Consider the following 17962-nt stretch of genomic DNA (forward strand, 5'->3'; position numbering starts at 1 on the left):
GGCTCGCCGAGGACGGCATGGAAGAAAACCCCGTCAATCTCGACCCCCGCATGGCCAAGCTCGCCGGCGGTGTCCACCGTCTCGACGGCCAGCTCATGGTCGTCCTCGACGTCGATCGCGTCCTCGAGCTCGCGCCCGATATGATGGCGGCTTGATACGCCGGCACATCCGCCGACGTACCTGCAATTGGAAGTGCCCCCGCAAAAGGGGGGGAAGCAGAGGTTCACATGCGAACTTGTCTCGTCGTTGATGATTCCAGCGTCATCCGCAAGGTTGCGCGCCGGATCCTGGAGGGCCTCGACTTCCAGATCCTCGAAGCCGAGGACGGTGAGAAGGCGCTGGAGGCCTGCAAGCGCGGCTTGCCCGATGCGGTGCTGCTGGACTGGAACATGCCGGTGATGGACGGCTATGAGTTCCTCGGCCATCTCCGGCGCATGCCCGGCGGCGACCAGCCCAAGGTGGTGTTCTGCACCACCGAGAACGACGTCGCGCATATCGCGCGCGCGCTGCACGCTGGCGCCAACGAGTACATCATGAAGCCCTTCGACAAGGACATCGTGACGGCGAAATTCCAGGAAGTCGGCCTTATCTGAGCGACCGCCCTGGAGGCTGAACGGCTCCTTCGGCGTTTGTTTTCAACTGACCGTTTCAGTCTGAGTTGGTGAGTAATGAGTGTTGCGTTCGCAGGTAATTCGACCCCGGGCTCGTCGCGGGAAGCCGGACCGTTGCGGGTGATGGTCGTCGATGACTCCGTCGTCATCCGCGGTCTGATCTCGCGCTGGATCGGCGCCGAGCACGACATGGAGGTCGCGGCCTCGCTGCGCACCGGGCTCGAGGCGGTCAACCAGATCGAACGCATCAATCCCGATGTTGCCGTGCTCGATATCGAAATGCCCGAGCTCGACGGCATCTCGGCGCTGCCGCAACTTCTGGCGAAGAAGCGCGATCTCGTCATCATCATGGCCTCGACGCTGACCCGCCGCAACGCGGAGATCAGCTTCAAGGCGTTGTCGCTCGGCGCCGCCGACTACATTCCGAAGCCGGAATCGACGCGCGAGGCTTCGGCTGCGGACATCTTCCATCACGACCTGATCCAGAAAATCCGCCACCTCGGCGCACGGCTGCGCCGCAAGGCCGCGGTTGCGAGCCCGCCGCTCGCGCCCGCAAGCCCGGCTCCGGCGACACGTGGGCCGGTTGTCGCGCGGCCTGCCGCGTCCGCGGCGGCTCCGGCTTTGCATGCGTCGTCGTCCTCGCCGCTATCCACGCGTCCGTTCTCGACCCAAGCCCCGAGGGTGCTGCTGATCGGCTCATCGACCGGCGGTCCTCAGGCCCTGATGGCGCTCGTCGCCGAGCTTGGCCCCGTGATCGACCGCGTCCCGGTGCTGATTACCCAACACATGCCGCCTACCTTCACCACCATTCTCGCCGAGCATCTGGCACGCACGAGCCGGAAGCCGGCGGCGGAGGCGGTCGACGGCGAGCCGGTGAAGCCGGGCCGCATCTATCTTGCGCCGGGCGGCAAGCACATGCGCGTCGTGCGTAGCGGCGCCGACGTGGCGATCGCGCTCGACGACGGTCCCGCCGTCAATTTCTGCAAGCCCGCGGTCGATCCGCTGTTCACGTCCGCCATCGACATCTGGCATGGCGCCATCCTGTCCGTGATCCTGACGGGCATGGGCTCGGACGGCATGCGCGGCGGCAAGGACATCGTCGCCGCCGGCGGCAGCGTGATCGCGCAGGACGAAGCCTCCAGCGTGGTCTGGGGCATGCCGGGCGCAGCCGCCAATGCCGGCATCTGCGCGGCGATCCTGCCGCTCAACCAGATCGGCGCCAGGGTCAATCGCCTGTTTGCGGGAGACCGTTCGTGACGCCTGTTGACTACGACTATCTACGCAAGTTCCTGAAAGAGCGCTCCGGCCTCGATCTCTCGCCGGACAAGCAGTATCTGGTCGAGAGCCGGCTGCTGCCGCTGGCCCGCAAGGCGAGCCTCGCCGGGATTCCCGATCTCGTGCTGAAGATCAGGAATGGCGACGGACGGCTTGCGAGCGATGTGGTCGAAGCGATGACCACCAACGAGACTTTCTTCTACCGCGACAAGATCCCGTTCGATCACTTGCGCGAAACGATTCTGCCGGGACTGCTTCGAGCGCGCGCGGCGCGCAAGTCGCTGCGCATCTGGTCGGCGGCGTCGTCGACGGGACAGGAGCCGTATTCGATTGCGATGTGCGTGAAGGAGATGGGCGCAGCCTTCGCCGGCTGGCGCATCGAGATCGTGGCCACCGATCTGTCGCAGGAGGTACTGGAGAAATCCAAGGCCGGCGTTTACAGCCAGTTCGAGGTGCAGCGCGGCCTGCCGATCCAGCACCTGATGAAATACTTCACGCAAGCGGGCGAAGTCTGGCAGCTCAATGCCGACATTCGCGCGATGGTGCAGTTCCGCCAGCTCAATCTGTTGCAGGACTTCTCCCATCTCGGCACGTTCGACGTGATCTTCTGCCGCAATGTGCTGATCTATTTCGACCAGGACACCAAGGCCGTGATCTTCGAGCGCATGGCGAAGGTTTTGGAAGCCGACGGCACGCTGCTGTTGGGCGCCGCCGAATCCGTCGTCGGAATTACCGACGCGTTCCGCCCGATCGCCGATCGTCGTGGCCTCTATCAGCTCAATCCGACGCGCTCCGGGCGCCCGATGGGTGGATTGATGCCGCCGTCATTGAAGGTAGCAGCGGCGCGGTGAGATGCGTTCTTCCCCTCTCCCCTTGCGGAAGAGGGTGGCTCGCCGCGTAGCGGCGAGACGGGTGAGGGGTTCTATCCGCGAGCCCACCGACACTTGAACTCGCGGATAGAACCCCTCATCCGGCGCTTCGCGCCACCTTCTCCCACAAGGGGAGAAGGAATGAAGAGCGCACCTCACAAGATCGCATGCGGCAGAAACCGCGAGCCGTTGCCGGTGATCGGGCTTTCGTCCTCGCGGATCGACAGGCCGCAGGGTTCGTGATCCACCAGCCAGCTTCCGATCACGGGATAGAAGCCGGAAAAATTCGGCAGCGGCGCGAGCGCCTGCCGCACGAATCCTTCGGCGCCGTAGGGGCCTGCCTGCTCGTCGAGCGGCATTCCACCAGACACCAGCGTGACATTGGCCCCTTCGCGCGACAGCAGCGGCTTGCGCACATAGGAGCTACCGAGCTCGGCTGCCCGCGGATCGTCCTCGAAGAACGCCGGTAGCAGATTGGGATGGTTCGGAAACATCTCCCATAGCAGCGGCAGGATGCTCTTGTTGGAGAGCACCGCCTTCCACGGCGGTTCGATCCAGCGTGTCTGTGCATCCTTGAGCTTTGCGCCAAAGGCGTCATGGAACATCCATTCCCAGGGATAGAGCTTGAAGGCGAGCGTGATGTCGCGGTCGTCGAGATCGACGAAGCCGCCGGTATCATTGCGCCAGCCGATCGCCTCGATGTCGAATAGCGTGGTCGTCAGTCCCGCCTGGCGCGCGGTATCTTCGAGATAAGCGAGCGTGCCGGCGTCCTCCTCATTGCCCGTGGTGCCGGTGAGATGGACGTGGCGGGTAGCGGCAATCTGCTTCCAGGCTTCGATCAATCGTTCGTGGATGGAGTTGAACTGGTCGGCCCGCGACGGGATGATGCGCCTTTCGATCGCCTGTTCGAGCCAGGTCCATTGAAAGACCGCGGCTTCGAAAATCGAGGTCGGCGTATCCGCGTTGTATTCGAGCAGCTTTGCCGGTCCCTTGCCGTCGAATTTCAGATCGAGCCGGCCATAGAGGCTGCGGTCGTCTCGTGCCCAGCTCTCGGCGATCAGGCTCCAGAACGCCTCCGGTATCTTCAAGCGCTGCAGATGGCGCTCGTCGCCGATCACGCGGCCGGCGAGCTCCAGGCACATCGCGTCGATCTCGCCGGTCGGCGCCTCGATGCCACGCTCGATCTCGTCGAGCGTGAAGGCGTAATAGGCGCGCTCGTCCCAATAGCGCTCACCGTCGATGGTGTGGAAGGCGAAGCCGCATTGTTCGGCGGTCTGCCGCCAGTCGTCGCGCTCGGGGCAGACGATGCGTTGCATGGGTCAGCCGCCGCCGGAGAAGCCATGGCCAAACGAGCCGAAGCCGCCGCGGCTCACGCCGCCGGAGCCTGAATCGGACGACGTTCCGGACGAGGAATGGCTCGAGGAGTCGCTGCTGAAGAAACTCGATCGCGACGAACTGCCGCCGCCGCTGGAGGAGCTGCGGCTGCTGCTGCACGAGGTGCTCGCTTGCACCGCCGGGTCCATGCCGGCAGGGGAGGGCTCGCAATTCTGCCGCGGCATCAGTGTGTAGGCGGTGGTGCCGACCGCGATCGTGCCCATCACCAGCAGCGCGACATGGCCGGAGCGCTTCACCGGCTGTTGTGCAGGCGGCGGTCCGGCCGCCGGCCGGCGCTTGCCGAACTCCTTTTTGGAGCGCTTGTCGGTCATGTCAGTAGATCATGCAGGCGGCGTTGAGCAGGCCTGCGGCGAGCGAGGACAGCCCGAGCCAGATGGCAGCTGCAAGTTCGCCGGCGGCAATCCGCGCCGACAGGTTCGGCACCGGCACTCTCACCAGGAAGAACACGACGATCTGGACGATCAGCGCGATCATCGCCCAGATCAGGCAGTCCAGCACATTGGCCGAATGCGCGATCGCGCTGACAAGCGGCGCCACGAAGCCGAGCAGGCTGAGGCCGAGTGCGATCGCCGCAGCCGGATCGTTGTCGCGGATCAGCTGGAATTCGTTATGCGTCGTGATGCGGGTGTAGACGAACAGGTACGCCACGATCGCGATCAGCCCGGTGCAGAAATAGACCAGGAAGGCGGGCAGGCCGGCCAGTGATTGCAGGATCATCGTTCCCCCATCGTGCAGCGACCATTCGTCGGCGGGGGAAGGATAGCGGTTCAACGGCGCAAGGACGATGAGGCCCCGTTCGCGTCCCCAAAAAACAAAACCCCGCCATTTGCGGCGGGGTCCAGGCTGGGAGGAGCAAGCCCCGAAGGGCTCGCGGGTAAAACCCAGGATCAGGCGGGGATGCGCTCTTCGACCTCGTGCGGCTCGCGCAGCACGTAGCCGCGGCCCCACACGGTCTCGATGAAGTTGCGGCCTTCGGAGGCATTGGCGAGCTTCTTGCGGAGCTTGCAGATGAAGACGTCGATGATCTTCAGCTCGGGCTCGTCCATGCCGCCATAGAGGTGGTTGAGGAACATTTCCTTGGTGAGGGTCGTGCCCTTGCGGAGCGAGAGCAGCTCCAGCATCTGGTATTCCTTGCCGGTCAGATGCACGCGCTGACCGCCGACTTCCACGGTCTTGGTGTCGAGGTTGACGACGAGGTCGCCGGTCTGGATCACCGACTGGGCATGGCCCTTGGAGCGGCGCACGATCGCGTGGATGCGGGCAACCAGCTCGTCCTTGTGGAAGGGCTTGGTCATGTAGTCGTCGGCGCCGACGCCGAGACCCTTGACCTTGTCCTCGATGCCGGCGAGGCCGGAGAGGATCAGAATGGGTGTCTTGATCTTGGAGACCCGAAGCTGCTTGAGCACGTCGTAGCCGGACATGTCGGGCAGGTTGAGGTCGAGAAGGATAATGTCGTAATCGTATAATTTACCGAGATCGACGCCTTCTTCCCCCAAATCGGTCGTGTAGACGTTGAAGCTCTCAGACTTCAACATCAGCTCGATCGACTGCGCGACGGCGCTGTCATCTTCAATCAGCAAAACGCGCATGCCAGTTCCCCATAGTCGCCGCTCCTGGGCGTCAGGTCGGCCGCATTCGCGGCACACAACAAAACGCCTTTGAACAACTGATTCGGATCCTGACAACAGATGGTTAACAAATTCTGATTCTGGAACGCAAGCCCTGTAGATGCAATTTTCGTCGAATCGCCCTAAGGTCTTGTGTGCGAAGCAGCTTTCGTTATCCGGTTGCGTTCAAGTTCCACTTTAAGAGACGGGCCTAACCGACTCCCGCGACTCAGCCTTCTTCTGAAGGGGAGCCACGCTCAGTCACAAAGACAGTGACGCAATGATTAACGATGCGGGTAAACACGAAGTTAAGCGCCGTTCAGAAATATGGCGAAACTTAAGGTTCTCGCCACGAAACCCCGGATTATGAAGGCGATCACCTCATGAAGGCCCTCTTGTGAAGGCTCTTGCCGAACAGATCGGCGACATTGACGGCATCAATATTTATGGCCGTGTGGTCGGCGTGCGCGGCCTGATGGTCGAGGTCGCCGGTCCGATCCATGCGATGTCGGTCGGCGCGCGGCTCGTGATCGAGACCGGCGGCAACCGTTCCATCCCCTGCGAGGTGATCGGCTTCTCCGGCAACAACGCCGTCGTGATGCCGTTCGCCGGTCTGGACGGCGTACGGCGCGGCTGCAAGGCCGTCATCGCCAATGCCGCAAATCAGGTGCGGCCTTGCGCGGCCTGGCTCGGCCGCGTCGTCAATGCGCTGGGGGAGCCGATCGACGGCAAGGGGCCGCTGCCGCAGGGCCCGGCGCCGATGCCGTACCGCAATTCGCCGCCGCCGGCGCACTCGCGCAAGCGCGTCGGCGCGCCGCTCGATCTCGGCGTGCGCGCGATGAACACCTTTCTGACCTGTTGCCGCGGCCAGCGCATGGGCATCTTCGCAGGCTCCGGCGTCGGCAAGTCGGTGCTGCTGTCGATGCTTGCGCGCAACGTCGATGCCGCCGTCAGCGTCATCGGGCTGATCGGCGAACGCGGCCGCGAGGTGCAGGAATTCTTGCAGGACGACCTTGGCGAGGAGGGCCTGGCCCGTTCCGTGGTCGTGGTCGCGACCTCCGACGAGCCGGCGCTGATGCGCCGCCAGGCCGCCTATCTGACGCTTGCGGTCGCCGAGTATTTTCGCGACGAGGAGCAGGACGTCCTCTGCCTGATGGATTCGGTGACGCGCTTTGCCATGGCCCAGCGCGAGATCGGCCTGTCCGCTGGCGAGCCGCCGACCGCCAAGGGCTACACGCCGACCGTGTTCACCGAGCTGCCGAAGCTTCTGGAGCGCGCCGGTCCGGGCCTCGGGGAGGGCGCCATCACCGCGATCTTCACGGTGCTGGTCGATGGCGATGACCATAACGAGCCGATTGCGGATGCCGTCCGCGGCATCCTCGACGGACACATCGTGATGCAGCGCTCGATCGCCGAGCGCGGCCGCTACCCCGCCATCAACATCCTCAAATCCATCTCCCGCACCATGCCGAAATCGGCCGACCCGCAGTTCTGGCCGACCATCCAGAAGGCGCGGGCGGTGATGGCGACCTATGCCGACATGGAAGAATTGATCCGTCTGGGCGCCTACCGCGCCGGCTCCAGCCCCGAGGTCGACGAGGCGATCCGCCTGCACGAGCCGCTGGAGGCCTTCCTGCGCCAGCGCAAGGATGAAAATGCATCGCTGGCGGACGGCTACCGCCAGTTGGCGCAAATCCTTGGTGATTTGGAAACGGAACGCTAACTTTGTCCCGTCATCATCCCATCCCACAGAGTAGTAGAGCCGGTCTTGGCCCCATTCGGGCCTGTGGGGAGACCGGTGTTGTCCCACGTGCAGCCAAGGGACTTCTGGGGAGTACGAGTCGATGAAGTCACGTGATACACTCATCCGCCTGAAGAAATTTCAGGTCGACGAGAAGCGCCGCCGGGTCACCCAGATCGAGACCATGATCGCCGACTTCCAGCGGATGTCGACCGATCTTGAACGCGAGATCTCGACCGAGCAGGAGCGCGCCGGGATCAACGATCCCTCGCACTTCGCCTATCCGACCTACGCCAAGGCGGCCATCCAGCGTCGCGAGAACCTGACCCGCTCGGCCGACGAGCTGAAGGGCCAGCTCGACGAAGCCAAGGCTGCGCTGGCCGAAGCCTTCGAGGAGCTGAAGAAGGTCGAGCTCCTCGACGAGCGCGATCAGGCCCGCGAACGCGCCGAGGAAAACGCCCGCGAGCAGGCCGATCTCGACAGCATCGGCCTGATGCGTGCCCGCATGGGCGCCGTCGCCTGAGACGCTAGCCGCCAGACCTGCGAGAATTTGCAGAACCCGGACCCCAAGGTCCGGGTTTTCGCATGCCCTGTCCACAGTGTGGCGCCGCGCCCCCTTGGTGGTCGGCTTTGTCGCGCGCTATGGTGGCGGAGTGCCAGCGCCTGCGCGGAATGCGACGGGCCGCGCATTGGGGGGCTGAATGCTGACGCCAGCAGAGCTGGTCGGGCTGATTGGGGCGATGGCGCAGGGCGATCAGGCCGCGTTCGAGCGCCTCTACGTCGCCACGCGCGCGAAACTCTATGGCGTCGTGCTCCGTATCTTGCGCCGACAGGATCTCGCAGAGGAGGTCATTCAGGAGACCTACGTCAAGATCTGGAACAGCGCCGGCCAGTTCAATCCCGCTCTCGCGTCGCCGATCACATGGATGGCGTCGATCGCGCGCAACCGCGCCATCGACATCGTGCGCAAGAAGACGGAAGTCTCCATCGAGGAAGAGCCCCAGGCGATGGAAGTCGCAAGCGACAGCCCCGATCCGCTGGCGCGGAGGGAGATGACCGAGGAATTGAAGCGGCTGCTGGAATGTATCGGCCGGCTCGAGCCGGACCGTCAGAGGCTCGTGCTTCTCGCCTATTACAACGGCTGGAGCCGCGAGCAATTGGCGGAGAAATTCGCGGCGCCCGTCAACACGGTGAAGACGTGGCTTCGGCGCAGCATGATGGATATTCGCGAATGTCTCGGGCTATGAGATTCGGGCTACGGGAGCTCATACGGTGAGGGTGGGTCTGGACCGCAAGTGATGGCCTATACGGAGGACCATATCGCGCTCGCCGCGGAATATGCGCTCGGCACGCTCGACGCCGGCGAGCGCGCGCAGGTCGAGACAATGATGGCGGTGGACAAGGCGTTCGCCGATGTCGTGCAGGCGTGGGCATTCCGGCTCGGCGTCCTCAACCAGATGGTCGGCTCGATCGAGCCGCGTCCGATCGTGTGGGAGAACATCAGGTCCGAGCTCGCGCGGACGGGCTTTGCGCAGGATCCGCCAGCACTGCCGGACGCAGCGCCGCCGCCACCTGTGCCGGAATATTCCTCGCCCGAGACCGTGCCTCCGCAGGTGCCGTCGGAGAATATGCAGCCGGCGCCGCAGCCTCCTGAAGCGGAGCAGCCTGCCGCGGCGCGACTTGAGACCGATGCGATTCCCGACGTCGTGCCGATATTCATGCCGCAGGTCCACGCGCCGGACCCGGAGGTCGCGCGTGCGCCACCGCCGCCGGTTGCCGACAACAGCAACGTGATCCGGCTCGAGGGCCGCGTGAAGCGCTGGCGCACCATCGCATCCGCCGTCGGCGCGCTCGCGGCCGCGCTGCTCGTGACGCTGTCGCTTCAGATCTTCCTGCCCGACGCGCTGCCGGGCGGCTTGCGACCGGCACCGCGCATCCAGACCGTCGAGGTGAAGACACCGGCGCCGCTCCCGGCGTCGTCGCAATATGTCGCCCTGTTGCAGGGCCAGGGCGGAGGTCCCGCCTTCATCCTCACCATCGACGGCGCGACCAAGAACTTTACGGTGCGTAAAGTGGGCGCGACACCGGAGCCCGGCAAGAGTTTCGAGCTCTGGCTGATCTCCGACAAGCTGCCGCGTCCGCGTTCGCTCGGCGTGATCGGCGCCGGCGATTTCACCGCACGACCGGTGCTCGGCTCGTACGATGCCGACGTCGTCAACGGCGCGACCTACGCCGTCACGCTCGAGCAGGCGGGCGGTTCGCCCAACGGCCAGCCGACCTCGGCGCCGGTGTTTTCCGGCAAGCTGATCGAAACCGTGCCGCCGTCACAGCCGCAGGCGCCCGCGAAGAAGTAGGTTTCCATTGTCGTCCTGGCGAAAGCCAGGACCCATTGCCCCAAGAGCTTGTTGCAAGAGTGAGCGCTGGCAACACGGGTGAGCAACCACTCAATCCCCGAGGTAATGGGTCCTGGATCGGCGCTCGCTCTGTTCGCTTGTCCAGGACGACCCCGGGGGGCATTGGACGCTTCAACATGTGGTGGCAATGCCTGATCGGTTCTGTCGCCACGGTCCGTCCCGCCGTCGTCTTCCGACAAATTCCGCCGAATCCGCCCCCGATTTGAACCTCTCCGCGTTTCGCGGCGTCAAATGCCCGGAATTTGCAGTCGGCGCCCCCCAATCATGGTGCCGGAGAGGGGCGAGAAATCAGATGGATGCAGCGAAAACGTCGGGCATCTTCATTCACCAATATGCGGGGCTGCCACACGGTCCGGCCTTCGAACATTGGCGCGAGCGGATTTTCGGGGCCTGTGGCCTGGATATTGGGCCGAGCCGGGGCGACAGCATCGATTGCCGGCTCCAGGTCAGCGTGGTCGACAATATCGCGCTCGCCATTCCCGAAGGCGCCTCCGCACAATATTCACGTACCCAGAGCCACCTTGCCGACGGTAGCGACGATCTCGTCCTGATCGCCGCGCATGCGGGCCTCGTCCGCGTCGGGCAGAACGGCCATGCCGTGGAGCTTGCGCCCGCGCAAATGGTGCTCGTCGACATGGGCATCACCGGCACCGTCGGCCACACCGAGGAAGATCGCTTCACCACCATCCGCATGCCGCGCCGCGCGCTGCTCGAGATCAATCCGCGCGCCGAGGACAAGCTGTCGCAAGTGCTCTCGGACGGCGCGCTCGCCGAGACGATCTTGCGCTACCACTCCCTTGCCGCCCATCATGCGCCGCATCTCGATGCCGTCGGCCAGCGCCTCACCGCGCAGCACATGGTCGATCTCGTCGGCCTGCTGCTCGGCACCGACGCCGAACATGCAAGTCTCGCGCGCGGGCGAGGTCATGCGGCGGCCCGTCTCGATCTCATGCGCGCCGACGTGATGGCTGCGCTTGGCCGCAACGATCTCTGCCTGTCCGAGATTGCCACGCGCTCCGGCTTGAGCCCGCGCCAGGCACAGCGTCTGTTCGAGCAGGCCGGAACGACCTTCACCGAGTTCGTGCTGGAACAGCGCCTGCTGCAGGCGCGCAAGCTGCTCAGTGATCCCCGCGCCAGGACCCGCAAGATCAGCGACATCGCGCATTCGTCAGGCTTCTCCGATCTGTCCTATTTCAACCGCGCCTTCCGCAAGCGCTTTGCCGCGACGCCGTCGGAACTGCGCGAGGCCTGAGCCGCGCCGAGAATTTGTGCGGCGCGCCGGTGCCACCGCAGTTGGTCCGCCGGGCTGGATGAGTTATATCTGTCTGCGCGGTCAGACCGCCTGATCGTTCGTCGCTTCGTCGTCGCTCTCTTGGGAAATGCAGTCAACGGACATGGCGCGTATCGTCGTGCTCGGCGCCGGGTTTGCAGGTCTGTGGGCGGCCATCGGTGCCGCACGCAAGCGCGAGGAGATCGGCGCGGCCGGCGGTGACATCGAGATTCGTGTCATCGATCGCAATCCCTATCACAACATCCGCGTCCGCAATTACGAGGCCGACCTCAGCGAGGTCGCGCTTCCGCTGCCGCAGCTGCTCGATCCGATCGGCGTCAGTCACGGGATCGGCGAGGTCGAAGCCATCGATCCGGTACGGCGCGAGATTTCGCTGGTGACGGATGGCGGCGACGAGACGCTGGCTTATGACCGGCTGGTGCTGGCGCTCGGCAGCGAAGTGATGCGTCCGGACATTCCCGGCCTTGCCGAGCATGCTTTCGATGTCGACACTTATGCAGCAGCGCTCCGCCTCGAGGATCATCTCAATTCGCTCGGACGCAGCGCGCCTTCGCCGGGGCGCTCGACGATCGTCGTGGTCGGCGCCGGCTTCACCGGTATCGAGGTCGCGGCCGAGATGCCCGACAGGCTGGCGCGCGCCGGCATTACCGGCAGCCGCCGCATCATCCTGGTCGATCCCAATCCGGTGGTGGGCGCCACGATCGGCGCACATGCACGTCCCGTCATTGATACGGCGTTGGCCGCGCTCGACGTCGAGACACGGCTTGGCGTCCGCGTCGTCTCCGTCGAGGCCGCCGGCCTGCGCCTGAGCTCGGGCGAGTTCATTCCGACACGGACGGTGATCTGGTGTGCCGGGATGCGCGCGAGCCCTTTGGCGGCGAGCTTCCCGGACGCACGCGATCGCCTTGGGCGGCTTCTGGTCGATCCCATGATGCGGGTCGCGGATGTCGGCGGCGTGTTCGCGGCCGGCGACGTCGCCTCGAGCGTGGTCGACGGCTTGCATCCAACCGTGATGTCCTGCCAGTTCGCGCGTCCCATGGGCCGCTTCGCCGGCCACAATGTGGTCGCCGATCTCGCGGGCCTGCCGATGCTGCCGCTGCGGATCGACTGGTACGTGACCGTGCTCGATCTCGGCGGCTGGGGCGCGCTCTACACGGAAGGGTGGGACCGCGAAGTCCGCGCCACCGGCGCGGCCGCGAAGGCAACCAAGCAGACGATCAACCGCAAGCGCATCTATCCGCCGCTCTCGGGACGCAAGGACGAGCTGTTCGCGGCTGCTGCGCCAACCGTGCAGGCGCCGCCGCCGACTTATGGGACGCGGTAGTATCGGTGCCGTTGCGGGATGACGGCGGTACGTTTTTCTTCGTCATTGCGAGCGTAGCGAAGCAAATCCAGAATGTCTCTGCGGATGGGTTCTGGATTGCTTCGTCGCAAGAGCTCCTCGCAATGACGGAGCTGGACGCGCGTGCGCTCACGGTGACGACATACCCCAGACATGAGAAAGCGCCCGTGGGGGGCGGGCGCTTTCTGTAGTCGACTTGGGGTTGGGGTCGTCTACATATCCACGTGGCGACTTTGGGGGGCTGATAAAGAGCCGCGTGAATTCCTGAAACTCAAATCTCCTTAGCGAACGAGGGAAACGTTCGAGCTGGTGATAGCGATCGGCTTGCCCGCCTTCATGACGCGAGCGGTCTGGGTCAGGCCTTCATCTGAACTCGTACGCGCGGTGATCCCGAGACCCGCCACCGTGATGCCGGCAACGAGCGCGACAACCACGATCTTGAGGTGGGTCGAGCGATCTGCGCTGTAAATCGAGTGGTTCATGGAAGGCTCCTGCCGCCATCTACCCGAAGTAGTCGCCTGCGTGCTTGGGCAGGTTCATGCTTCCGGTGCCCAACAACCTAGTACTGGGGGGATTCGTTCCCAAGAGGCGATCACAAGGGCGTGACAGGACGTGAGAAGCCGCGATCAGAAACGACCCTTGATCGTGCAATTTAGCAATTATTTCAAAGCTGTAATGTGTCTGCCAAGCGCCTTGCCCGCTGTCGATCGGCAAGGCGCCAAAACCTGAAAAACCATTTGCCTGTGGCCAAAAAACACACGGCTTCTTAAGGCAAATCAGATGCTTCCGACCGTTTTCAACCTGGCCCTAGGGTGGATTTCAGCCTGCGACAGCACGGTCGTCTGGGCCCGGAACCGCTCGACCAGGGAGCGCACGAAGGGACGAATTGCCGCAGAGGTGACCAGCACCGGGGCCTCGCCTTCACGCGCCGCGCGCTCGAAGGCCTCGCGCACGCCGGTCATGAACTCCGACAGCTTCGAGGGCTGCATCGCGAGGCTGCGCTCCTCGCCCTGGCCGATAATGGATTCGGCAAAGGCTTGTTCCCACCGCGCCGACAGCGCGATCAGCGGCAGGTAGCCGCTGTAAGAGGTGTTCTGCGCACAGATCTGCCGCGCCAGGCGGGCGCGGACGTGCTCGACCATGGTGGCCGGATTGCGCGAGAACGCGAGCGAGTCGGCGATGCCTTCGAGGATGGTCGAGAGGTCGCGGATCGAGATGCGCTCGGCGAGCAGCAGCTGCAGCACGCGCTGGATGCCGGAGACGGTGACCTGTCCGGGCACGATGTCCTTGACCAGCTCGCCCTGCTCCTTCGGCAGCTCCTTGAGCAGCTTCTGCACCTCGCCATAGGAGAGCAGGTCCGACATGTTGGCCTTGAGCAGCTCGGTGAGGTGGGTCGAGAGCACGGTCGCGGCGTCGACGACGGTATAGCCCTTGAGCGAGGCCTCCTCCTTGAGGCTGGCATCGACCCAGGTCGCGGGCAGGCCGAAGGTCGGCTCGGTGGTGTGGATGCCGGGCACCTGCACCTGGCTGCCGCCGGGGTCCATGACCATGAACTGGTTCGGCCAGATCTTGCCGGTGCCGGCGTCGACCTCCTTGATCTTGATGATGTAGGTGTTGGCTTCGAGCTGGACGTTGTCGAGGATGCGCACGGCGGGCATCACAAAACCCATCTCGATCGCGAGCGAGCGGCGCAGCGCCTTGATCTGCTCGGTGAGGCGATCGGTGCCGTCGGGGCCGTTGACCAGCGGCAGCAGGGCATAGCCGAGCTCGATCTTGAGATCGTCCATCTTCAACGCCGCGGAGATCGGCTCCTCCGCCGCAGCGGAGCCGGCTGCGCCCGGCGTTCCCGGCGCAGGTGCGGTCTTCGCGACTTCCTCAGCCCTGGCAGTCGCCCGGTTGCGGTTGCGGGCGTGCCAGGCGAGCGCACCGGCGCCGGAGCCGAGCGCCAGGAAGGGAAGGGTCGGGATGCCCGGCAGGGCCGCCAGCACCAGCATGACCGCCGCGGACATCGCGAGCGCCTGCGGATATCCGGAGAACTGCTTCATCAACGCCTTGTCGGCGGCGCCGGACACGCCGGCCTTGGAGACGAGCAGGCCGGCCGCGGTCGAAACGATCAGCGCCGGCACCTGGGTGACGAGGCCGTCACCGACGGTCAGCAGCGTGTAGCTGCGGCCGGCATCGGCAAAGGACAGACCCTGCTGCGCCACGCCGATGATCATGCCGCCGACGACGTTGATGAAGACGATCAGGAGGCCGGCGATGGCATCGCCGCGGACGAATTTGGAGGCACCGTCCATGGCGCCGAAGAAGCCGCTCTCGTCCTCCAAATCCTTGCGCCGCTGCTTGGCGACCGTCTCGTCGATCAGGCCGGCGGAGAGGTCGGCGTCGATCGCCATCTGCTTGCCGGGCATGGCGTCGAGGTGGAAGCGTGCCGCGACTTCGGCGATACGGCCCGAACCCTTGGTGATGACGACGAAGTTGACGATGATCAGGATGGCGAAGACGATGATGCCGATGACGAAATTGCCGCCCATCACGAAGCTGCCGAAGGCTTCGATGACGTGACCGGCGGCATCCGTGCCCTCGTGCCCGTGCGACAGGATCAGGCGGGTCGAGGCCATGTTGAGCGACAGCCGCAGCATGGTCGAGATCAGCAGAACGGTCGGAAAAGCGGAGAATTCCAGCGGCGCCTGGATGAACAGCGACGTCATCAGGATCAGGATCGAGAGTGTGATCGAAATCGCCAGGAACAGGTCCAGCACTATCGCAGGCAGCGGAAGGATCAGCACCACCAGGATGGTGAGAACGCCGAGCGCGAGCGCGATATCGCCGCGCTTGAGGATGTTGCCGACTTCGGCAAGGGTCGGGAAACCGGCGTTCGTGCTGCCTACGCCCTGTCCTGCGGTGACGTCGACCATGGTAGCTGCCCCTCCGCGCGACTGCCGTCCGCGCGCCCCAAATGTCTGCGCGGCGGCCGAGGGGCCGCCGTTCCGAAAGTGAGGCACCGCACTGGCGTCCACGGGAGCTCCCGTTCTACGCGGCTGACGACACTCGACTCCACTGGGCAATTCTTGCCGGGTGTATGGTTAGCAAAGGGTTAATAAAGGGTGCGGCATGGGGGCTGACCGGGGTATTTCGGCCATCTGGCAGGCAAGCAGTCGTCATGCCCGGCTTGTCCCGCCGAAGGCGTGGATGGCCGGGACGAGCCCGGCCATGATTTGTGGAAGCGTCTGGGGCCGATATCGGCGGACGGAGGAAGTGGCCCTACTTCGCCTTCTCCATCCGGGTCACCGTATAGCCCGAAGTCGCCTCTTCGGCTTCGAAAGTCACCTTGTCGCCGACCTTCACCTGCTTGAGCACGGCCGGGTCCTTGACGCGGTAGATCATGGTCATGGGTTCATCCATGCCGAGGTTCTTCGCGGGCCCGTGCTTGAGCGTGATCTTGCCGGCGCCCTCGTCGATCTTCTTGACCTCGCCGCTGATCGCGGCGCCCTGGGCTGCCAGGGCACCTGTGGCAAGGCCGACGGCCAGCGCCAGCGCGGCGGCGATACGGATGATGCGGTTCATGGGAGCCTCCCTTGCGTTACTTCACGGTGACGTGGCCGACCATGCCGTAGTCGCGGTGGTCGGGAATCAGGCAGGAAAATTCGAACGTGCCGGCCTTGCTGAACTTCCAGAGGATCTCGGCTGTCTTGCTCGGCGCGAGCCTGACCCCGTTGGGATCGTCATGCTCCATGTGCGGGTGCTTCTTCATCTCCACCGCATGCGCGAGATTCTCCTTTGTGGTGGCGAGCAGGAATTCATGGTCCTCCTTACCGACATTGCGCAGCACGAAGCGAATCTGCTCGCCGCGTTTGACCTCGATCCTGGCGGGGGCATAGTCCATCTCGTTCAGCAGGATCTCGATGGTGCGCGCGGGCTTTTTGGGATCGCCGGGCTCGCCGGCCGAAAAGGTGCCGTGCCCGTGCTGGTCGTGGGCCAAGGCCGGCGCGGTGGAAAGCGCGGCCAGCGCGAGACCGAGCTTGATCGTCGTCTTCATTGGTAGCTCCAGTTGGTGGTGGTTCATCGAAACGCTCACATCTTCATGTTCTTCATCGGCGGTCCGCCTGGTTGTTGCCGCACGGGCTCCGGGGCCGGCGGCGTGACCTCGTAGGCGACGGTGCCCTGCGGGAATTGGTAGGGGCCGGGATCGCGATAATCGTCCCGCGCGAGGCCTTCGCGGATCTTCATCACCGTGAACATGCCGCCCATCTCGATCGGGCCGAACTGACCGGTGCCGGTCATCATCGGCAGCGTGTTGTCGGGCGCGGGCATCTCCATGTTGCCCATCGCCATGCCGGTCGAGCCCATCGCCATGCCGTCAGGCGCGAGCTTGCCGACCGCCTTGACGAGATCCTTGCGCGACACCCCGATCATATTGCGCATGTCGTGTCCCATCGCATTCATGGTGTGATGCGACTTGTGGCAGTGGAACGCCCAGTCGCCGGGGTTGTCGGCGAGCACGTCGAACACCCTGACAGCGCCGACCGGTACGTCCGTCGTCGTCTCCGGATATTGCGCGCTCTCCGGAATCCAGCCGCCGTCGGTGCAGGTCACCGCAAAGCTGTGGCCGTGCAAATGGATCGGATGGTTGGTCATGCTGAGATTGCCGATGCGCACGCGCACCTTGTCGCCGAGCCTGACCGGCAGCGGATCGATGCCGGGAAACACCCGCGCATTCCAGGTCCACATGTTGAAGTCGGTCATCTCGTTGACCTTCGGCAGATAAGTGCCGGGATCGACGCGATAGGTGCTCATGACGAAGACGAAGTCGCGGTCCACGGCCCGAAAGCTCGGGTCGCGCGGATGCACGACGACCATGCCCATCATGCCCATCGCCATCTGCACCATCTCGTCCGAATGCGGATGGTACATGAAGGTCCCGCTCTTCCTCATCTCGAACTCGTAGACGAAGGTTTTTCCCGGCTGGATGTGCGGCTGGGTAAGTCCGCCGACACCGTCCATGCCGCTGGGAATGATCATGCCGTGCCAGTGCACGGTGGTGTATTCGGGCAGCCTGTTGGTCACGAAGATGCGGACCTTGTCGCCCTCGACGGCCTCGATCGTCGGGCCCGGTGACTGGCCGTTATAGCCCCACAAATTCACCTTCATGCCCTCGGCGAATTCGCGCACCACGGGCTCGGCAACGAGATGGAATTCCTTCCAGTCGCCGTTCATCCGGAACGGCAGCGACCAGCCGTTCAGCGTGACGACGGGTCGATAGTCCGGCCCGCTGACGGGGTGCAGCGGCGGCTGCATCACGACCTTGTCCATGTGCGGGGCTTCCGGAATCGAGGCGGCCTGGGCGCGGCCGCTGACGACGGATGCGCCGGCGAGCGCGGCGCTACCCAAAAATCCTCGGCGGGAAAACATGTTGG

General features: G+C 64.6%; 18 protein-coding genes and 1 pseudogene. 10 read left to right on the forward strand and 9 right to left on the reverse strand.

The window, feature by feature from the left end; translation table 11 throughout:
* The 4 genes and pseudogenes from ACIPUD_RS29050 to ACIPUD_RS29065 form a co-directional block, all read left to right on the forward strand.
* Window positions 1-155 (forward strand): annotated as a pseudogene (locus tag ACIPUD_RS29050) (chemotaxis protein CheW); the annotation flags it as partial.
* A 72-nt stretch (window positions 156-227) separates the two neighbouring features.
* Window positions 228-593 (forward strand): response regulator, encoded by a 366-nt coding sequence (locus tag ACIPUD_RS29055; protein WP_007600538.1) that lies wholly within the window; start codon window positions 228-230, stop codon window positions 591-593.
* Between the two features lie 75 nt (window positions 594-668).
* On the forward strand, window positions 669-1868 hold the full coding sequence (locus tag ACIPUD_RS29060) for a protein-glutamate methylesterase/protein-glutamine glutaminase (protein WP_247294705.1): 1200 nt from the start codon (window positions 669-671) through the stop codon (window positions 1866-1868).
* Window positions 1865-2737 (forward strand): CheR family methyltransferase, encoded by an 873-nt coding sequence (locus tag ACIPUD_RS29065; protein ID WP_085357855.1) that lies wholly within the window; start codon window positions 1865-1867, stop codon window positions 2735-2737. The genes ACIPUD_RS29060 and ACIPUD_RS29065 overlap by 4 nt, the downstream gene beginning before the upstream one ends.
* 173 nt (window positions 2738-2910) lie before the next feature.
* Here the strand turns inward: ACIPUD_RS29065 and ACIPUD_RS29070 are convergent, their stop codons facing one another.
* The 4 genes from ACIPUD_RS29070 to ctrA form a co-directional block, all read right to left on the reverse strand.
* Window positions 2911-4071, reverse strand: coding sequence for a glutathionylspermidine synthase family protein (locus ACIPUD_RS29070; RefSeq protein ID WP_446481998.1), 1161 nt, complete (start codon window positions 4069-4071; stop codon window positions 2911-2913).
* 3 nt (window positions 4072-4074) lie between these two features.
* Complete coding sequence (locus ACIPUD_RS29075; RefSeq protein WP_018455721.1) at window positions 4075-4461, reverse strand: hypothetical protein; 387 nt, start codon at window positions 4459-4461, stop codon at window positions 4075-4077.
* Between the two features lies 1 nt (window position 4462).
* Window positions 4463-4867: a DUF350 domain-containing protein gene (locus ACIPUD_RS29080; protein WP_018455720.1), complete on the reverse strand. Its 405-nt coding sequence runs from the start codon at window positions 4865-4867 to the stop codon at window positions 4463-4465.
* 170 nt (window positions 4868-5037) lie between these two features.
* Window positions 5038-5739, reverse strand: coding sequence for a response regulator transcription factor CtrA (ctrA, locus tag ACIPUD_RS29085; protein WP_007600544.1), 702 nt, complete (start codon window positions 5737-5739; stop codon window positions 5038-5040).
* 415 nt (window positions 5740-6154) lie between these two features.
* Here ctrA and fliI point away from each other — a divergent pair, with 415 nt between their 5' ends.
* From fliI to ACIPUD_RS29115, 6 genes are all read left to right on the forward strand, one after another.
* Window positions 6155-7480 carry a flagellar protein export ATPase FliI gene (gene fliI / locus ACIPUD_RS29090; protein WP_018455719.1) on the forward strand — a complete coding sequence of 442 codons (1326 nt, stop codon included), beginning with the start codon at window positions 6155-6157 and terminating at the stop codon, window positions 7478-7480.
* 121 nt (window positions 7481-7601) lie between these two features.
* Entirely contained in the window at window positions 7602-8021 is a 420-nt protein-coding gene (gene fliJ / locus ACIPUD_RS29095; protein WP_007606301.1) for a flagellar export protein FliJ, read from the forward strand.
* 178 nt (window positions 8022-8199) lie between these two features.
* Window positions 8200-8745, forward strand: a complete 546-nt coding sequence (locus ACIPUD_RS29100; protein ID WP_018455718.1) for a sigma-70 family RNA polymerase sigma factor — start codon at window positions 8200-8202, stop codon at window positions 8743-8745.
* 51 nt (window positions 8746-8796) lie between these two features.
* A complete protein-coding gene (locus ACIPUD_RS29105) occupies window positions 8797-9852 on the forward strand; it encodes an anti-sigma factor (RefSeq protein WP_247294696.1) in 1056 nt (351 codons plus the stop codon).
* Window positions 9853-10204: 352 nt separating this feature from the next.
* Complete coding sequence (locus ACIPUD_RS29110) at window positions 10205-11164, forward strand: helix-turn-helix transcriptional regulator (protein ID WP_085357861.1); 960 nt, start codon at window positions 10205-10207, stop codon at window positions 11162-11164.
* Window positions 11165-11306: 142 nt separating this feature from the next.
* Window positions 11307-12527 (forward strand): NAD(P)/FAD-dependent oxidoreductase, encoded by a 1221-nt coding sequence (locus ACIPUD_RS29115; RefSeq protein WP_446481999.1) that lies wholly within the window; start codon window positions 11307-11309, stop codon window positions 12525-12527.
* Between the two features lie 299 nt (window positions 12528-12826).
* Here the strand turns inward: ACIPUD_RS29115 and ACIPUD_RS29120 are convergent, their stop codons facing one another.
* The 5 genes from ACIPUD_RS29120 to ACIPUD_RS29140 all read right to left on the reverse strand — a co-directional run bounded on the left by ACIPUD_RS29120 (window position 12827) and on the right by ACIPUD_RS29140 (window position 17957).
* Entirely contained in the window at window positions 12827-13027 is a 201-nt protein-coding gene (locus ACIPUD_RS29120) for a hypothetical protein (protein WP_018455714.1), read from the reverse strand.
* Between the two features lie 294 nt (window positions 13028-13321).
* Window positions 13322-15463, reverse strand: a complete 2142-nt coding sequence (gene flhA, locus ACIPUD_RS29125) for a flagellar biosynthesis protein FlhA (RefSeq protein ID WP_446482000.1) — start codon at window positions 15461-15463, stop codon at window positions 13322-13324.
* Window positions 15464-15809: 346 nt separating this feature from the next.
* The gene (locus ACIPUD_RS29130) at window positions 15810-16112 is read right to left on the reverse strand and encodes a copper-binding protein (RefSeq protein ID WP_085357864.1); all 303 of its coding nucleotides are present in this window, start codon (window positions 16110-16112) and stop codon (window positions 15810-15812) included.
* A 16-nt stretch (window positions 16113-16128) separates the two neighbouring features.
* On the reverse strand, window positions 16129-16584 hold the full coding sequence (locus tag ACIPUD_RS29135) for a cupredoxin domain-containing protein (RefSeq protein ID WP_085383679.1): 456 nt from the start codon (window positions 16582-16584) through the stop codon (window positions 16129-16131).
* 35 nt (window positions 16585-16619) lie between these two features.
* Window positions 16620-17957: a copper oxidase gene (locus ACIPUD_RS29140; protein ID WP_247294688.1), complete on the reverse strand. Its 1338-nt coding sequence runs from the start codon at window positions 17955-17957 to the stop codon at window positions 16620-16622.
* Window positions 17958-17962 lie beyond the last annotated feature (5 nt).

The sequence above is a fragment of the Bradyrhizobium sp. CAR08 genome (assembly GCF_052871955.1).

What these genes read in the sequence shown, in the direction of transcription:
- ACIPUD_RS29055 (WP_007600538.1), top strand. Translation starts at nt 228, where the DNA reads ATGCGAACTTGTCTCGTCGTTGATGATTCCAGCGTCATCCGCAAGGTT.
- ACIPUD_RS29060 (WP_247294705.1), top strand. Translation starts at nt 669, where the DNA reads ATGAGTGTTGCGTTCGCAGGTAATTCGACCCCGGGCTCGTCGCGGGAA.
- ACIPUD_RS29070 (WP_446481998.1), bottom strand. Translation starts at nt 4,071, where the DNA reads ATGCAACGCATCGTCTGCCCCGAGCGCGACGACTGGCGGCAGACCGCC.
- ACIPUD_RS29075 (WP_018455721.1), bottom strand. Translation starts at nt 4,461, where the DNA reads ATGACCGACAAGCGCTCCAAAAAGGAGTTCGGCAAGCGCCGGCCGGCG.
- ACIPUD_RS29080 (WP_018455720.1), bottom strand. Translation starts at nt 4,867, where the DNA reads ATGATCCTGCAATCACTGGCCGGCCTGCCCGCCTTCCTGGTCTATTTC.
- ctrA (WP_007600544.1), bottom strand. Translation starts at nt 5,739, where the DNA reads ATGCGCGTTTTGCTGATTGAAGATGACAGCGCCGTCGCGCAGTCGATC.
- fliJ (WP_007606301.1), top strand. Translation starts at nt 7,602, where the DNA reads ATGAAGTCACGTGATACACTCATCCGCCTGAAGAAATTTCAGGTCGAC.
- ACIPUD_RS29100 (WP_018455718.1), top strand. Translation starts at nt 8,200, where the DNA reads ATGCTGACGCCAGCAGAGCTGGTCGGGCTGATTGGGGCGATGGCGCAG.
- ACIPUD_RS29105 (WP_247294696.1), top strand. Translation starts at nt 8,797, where the DNA reads ATGGCCTATACGGAGGACCATATCGCGCTCGCCGCGGAATATGCGCTC.
- ACIPUD_RS29110 (WP_085357861.1), top strand. Translation starts at nt 10,205, where the DNA reads ATGGATGCAGCGAAAACGTCGGGCATCTTCATTCACCAATATGCGGGG.
- ACIPUD_RS29115 (WP_446481999.1), top strand. Translation starts at nt 11,307, where the DNA reads ATGGCGCGTATCGTCGTGCTCGGCGCCGGGTTTGCAGGTCTGTGGGCG.
- ACIPUD_RS29120 (WP_018455714.1), bottom strand. Translation starts at nt 13,027, where the DNA reads ATGAACCACTCGATTTACAGCGCAGATCGCTCGACCCACCTCAAGATC.
- flhA (WP_446482000.1), bottom strand. Translation starts at nt 15,463, where the DNA reads ATGGTCGACGTCACCGCAGGACAGGGCGTAGGCAGCACGAACGCCGGT.
- ACIPUD_RS29130 (WP_085357864.1), bottom strand. Translation starts at nt 16,112, where the DNA reads ATGAACCGCATCATCCGTATCGCCGCCGCGCTGGCGCTGGCCGTCGGC.
- ACIPUD_RS29135 (WP_085383679.1), bottom strand. Translation starts at nt 16,584, where the DNA reads ATGAAGACGACGATCAAGCTCGGTCTCGCGCTGGCCGCGCTTTCCACC.
- ACIPUD_RS29140 (WP_247294688.1), bottom strand. Translation starts at nt 17,957, where the DNA reads ATGTTTTCCCGCCGAGGATTTTTGGGTAGCGCCGCGCTCGCCGGCGCA.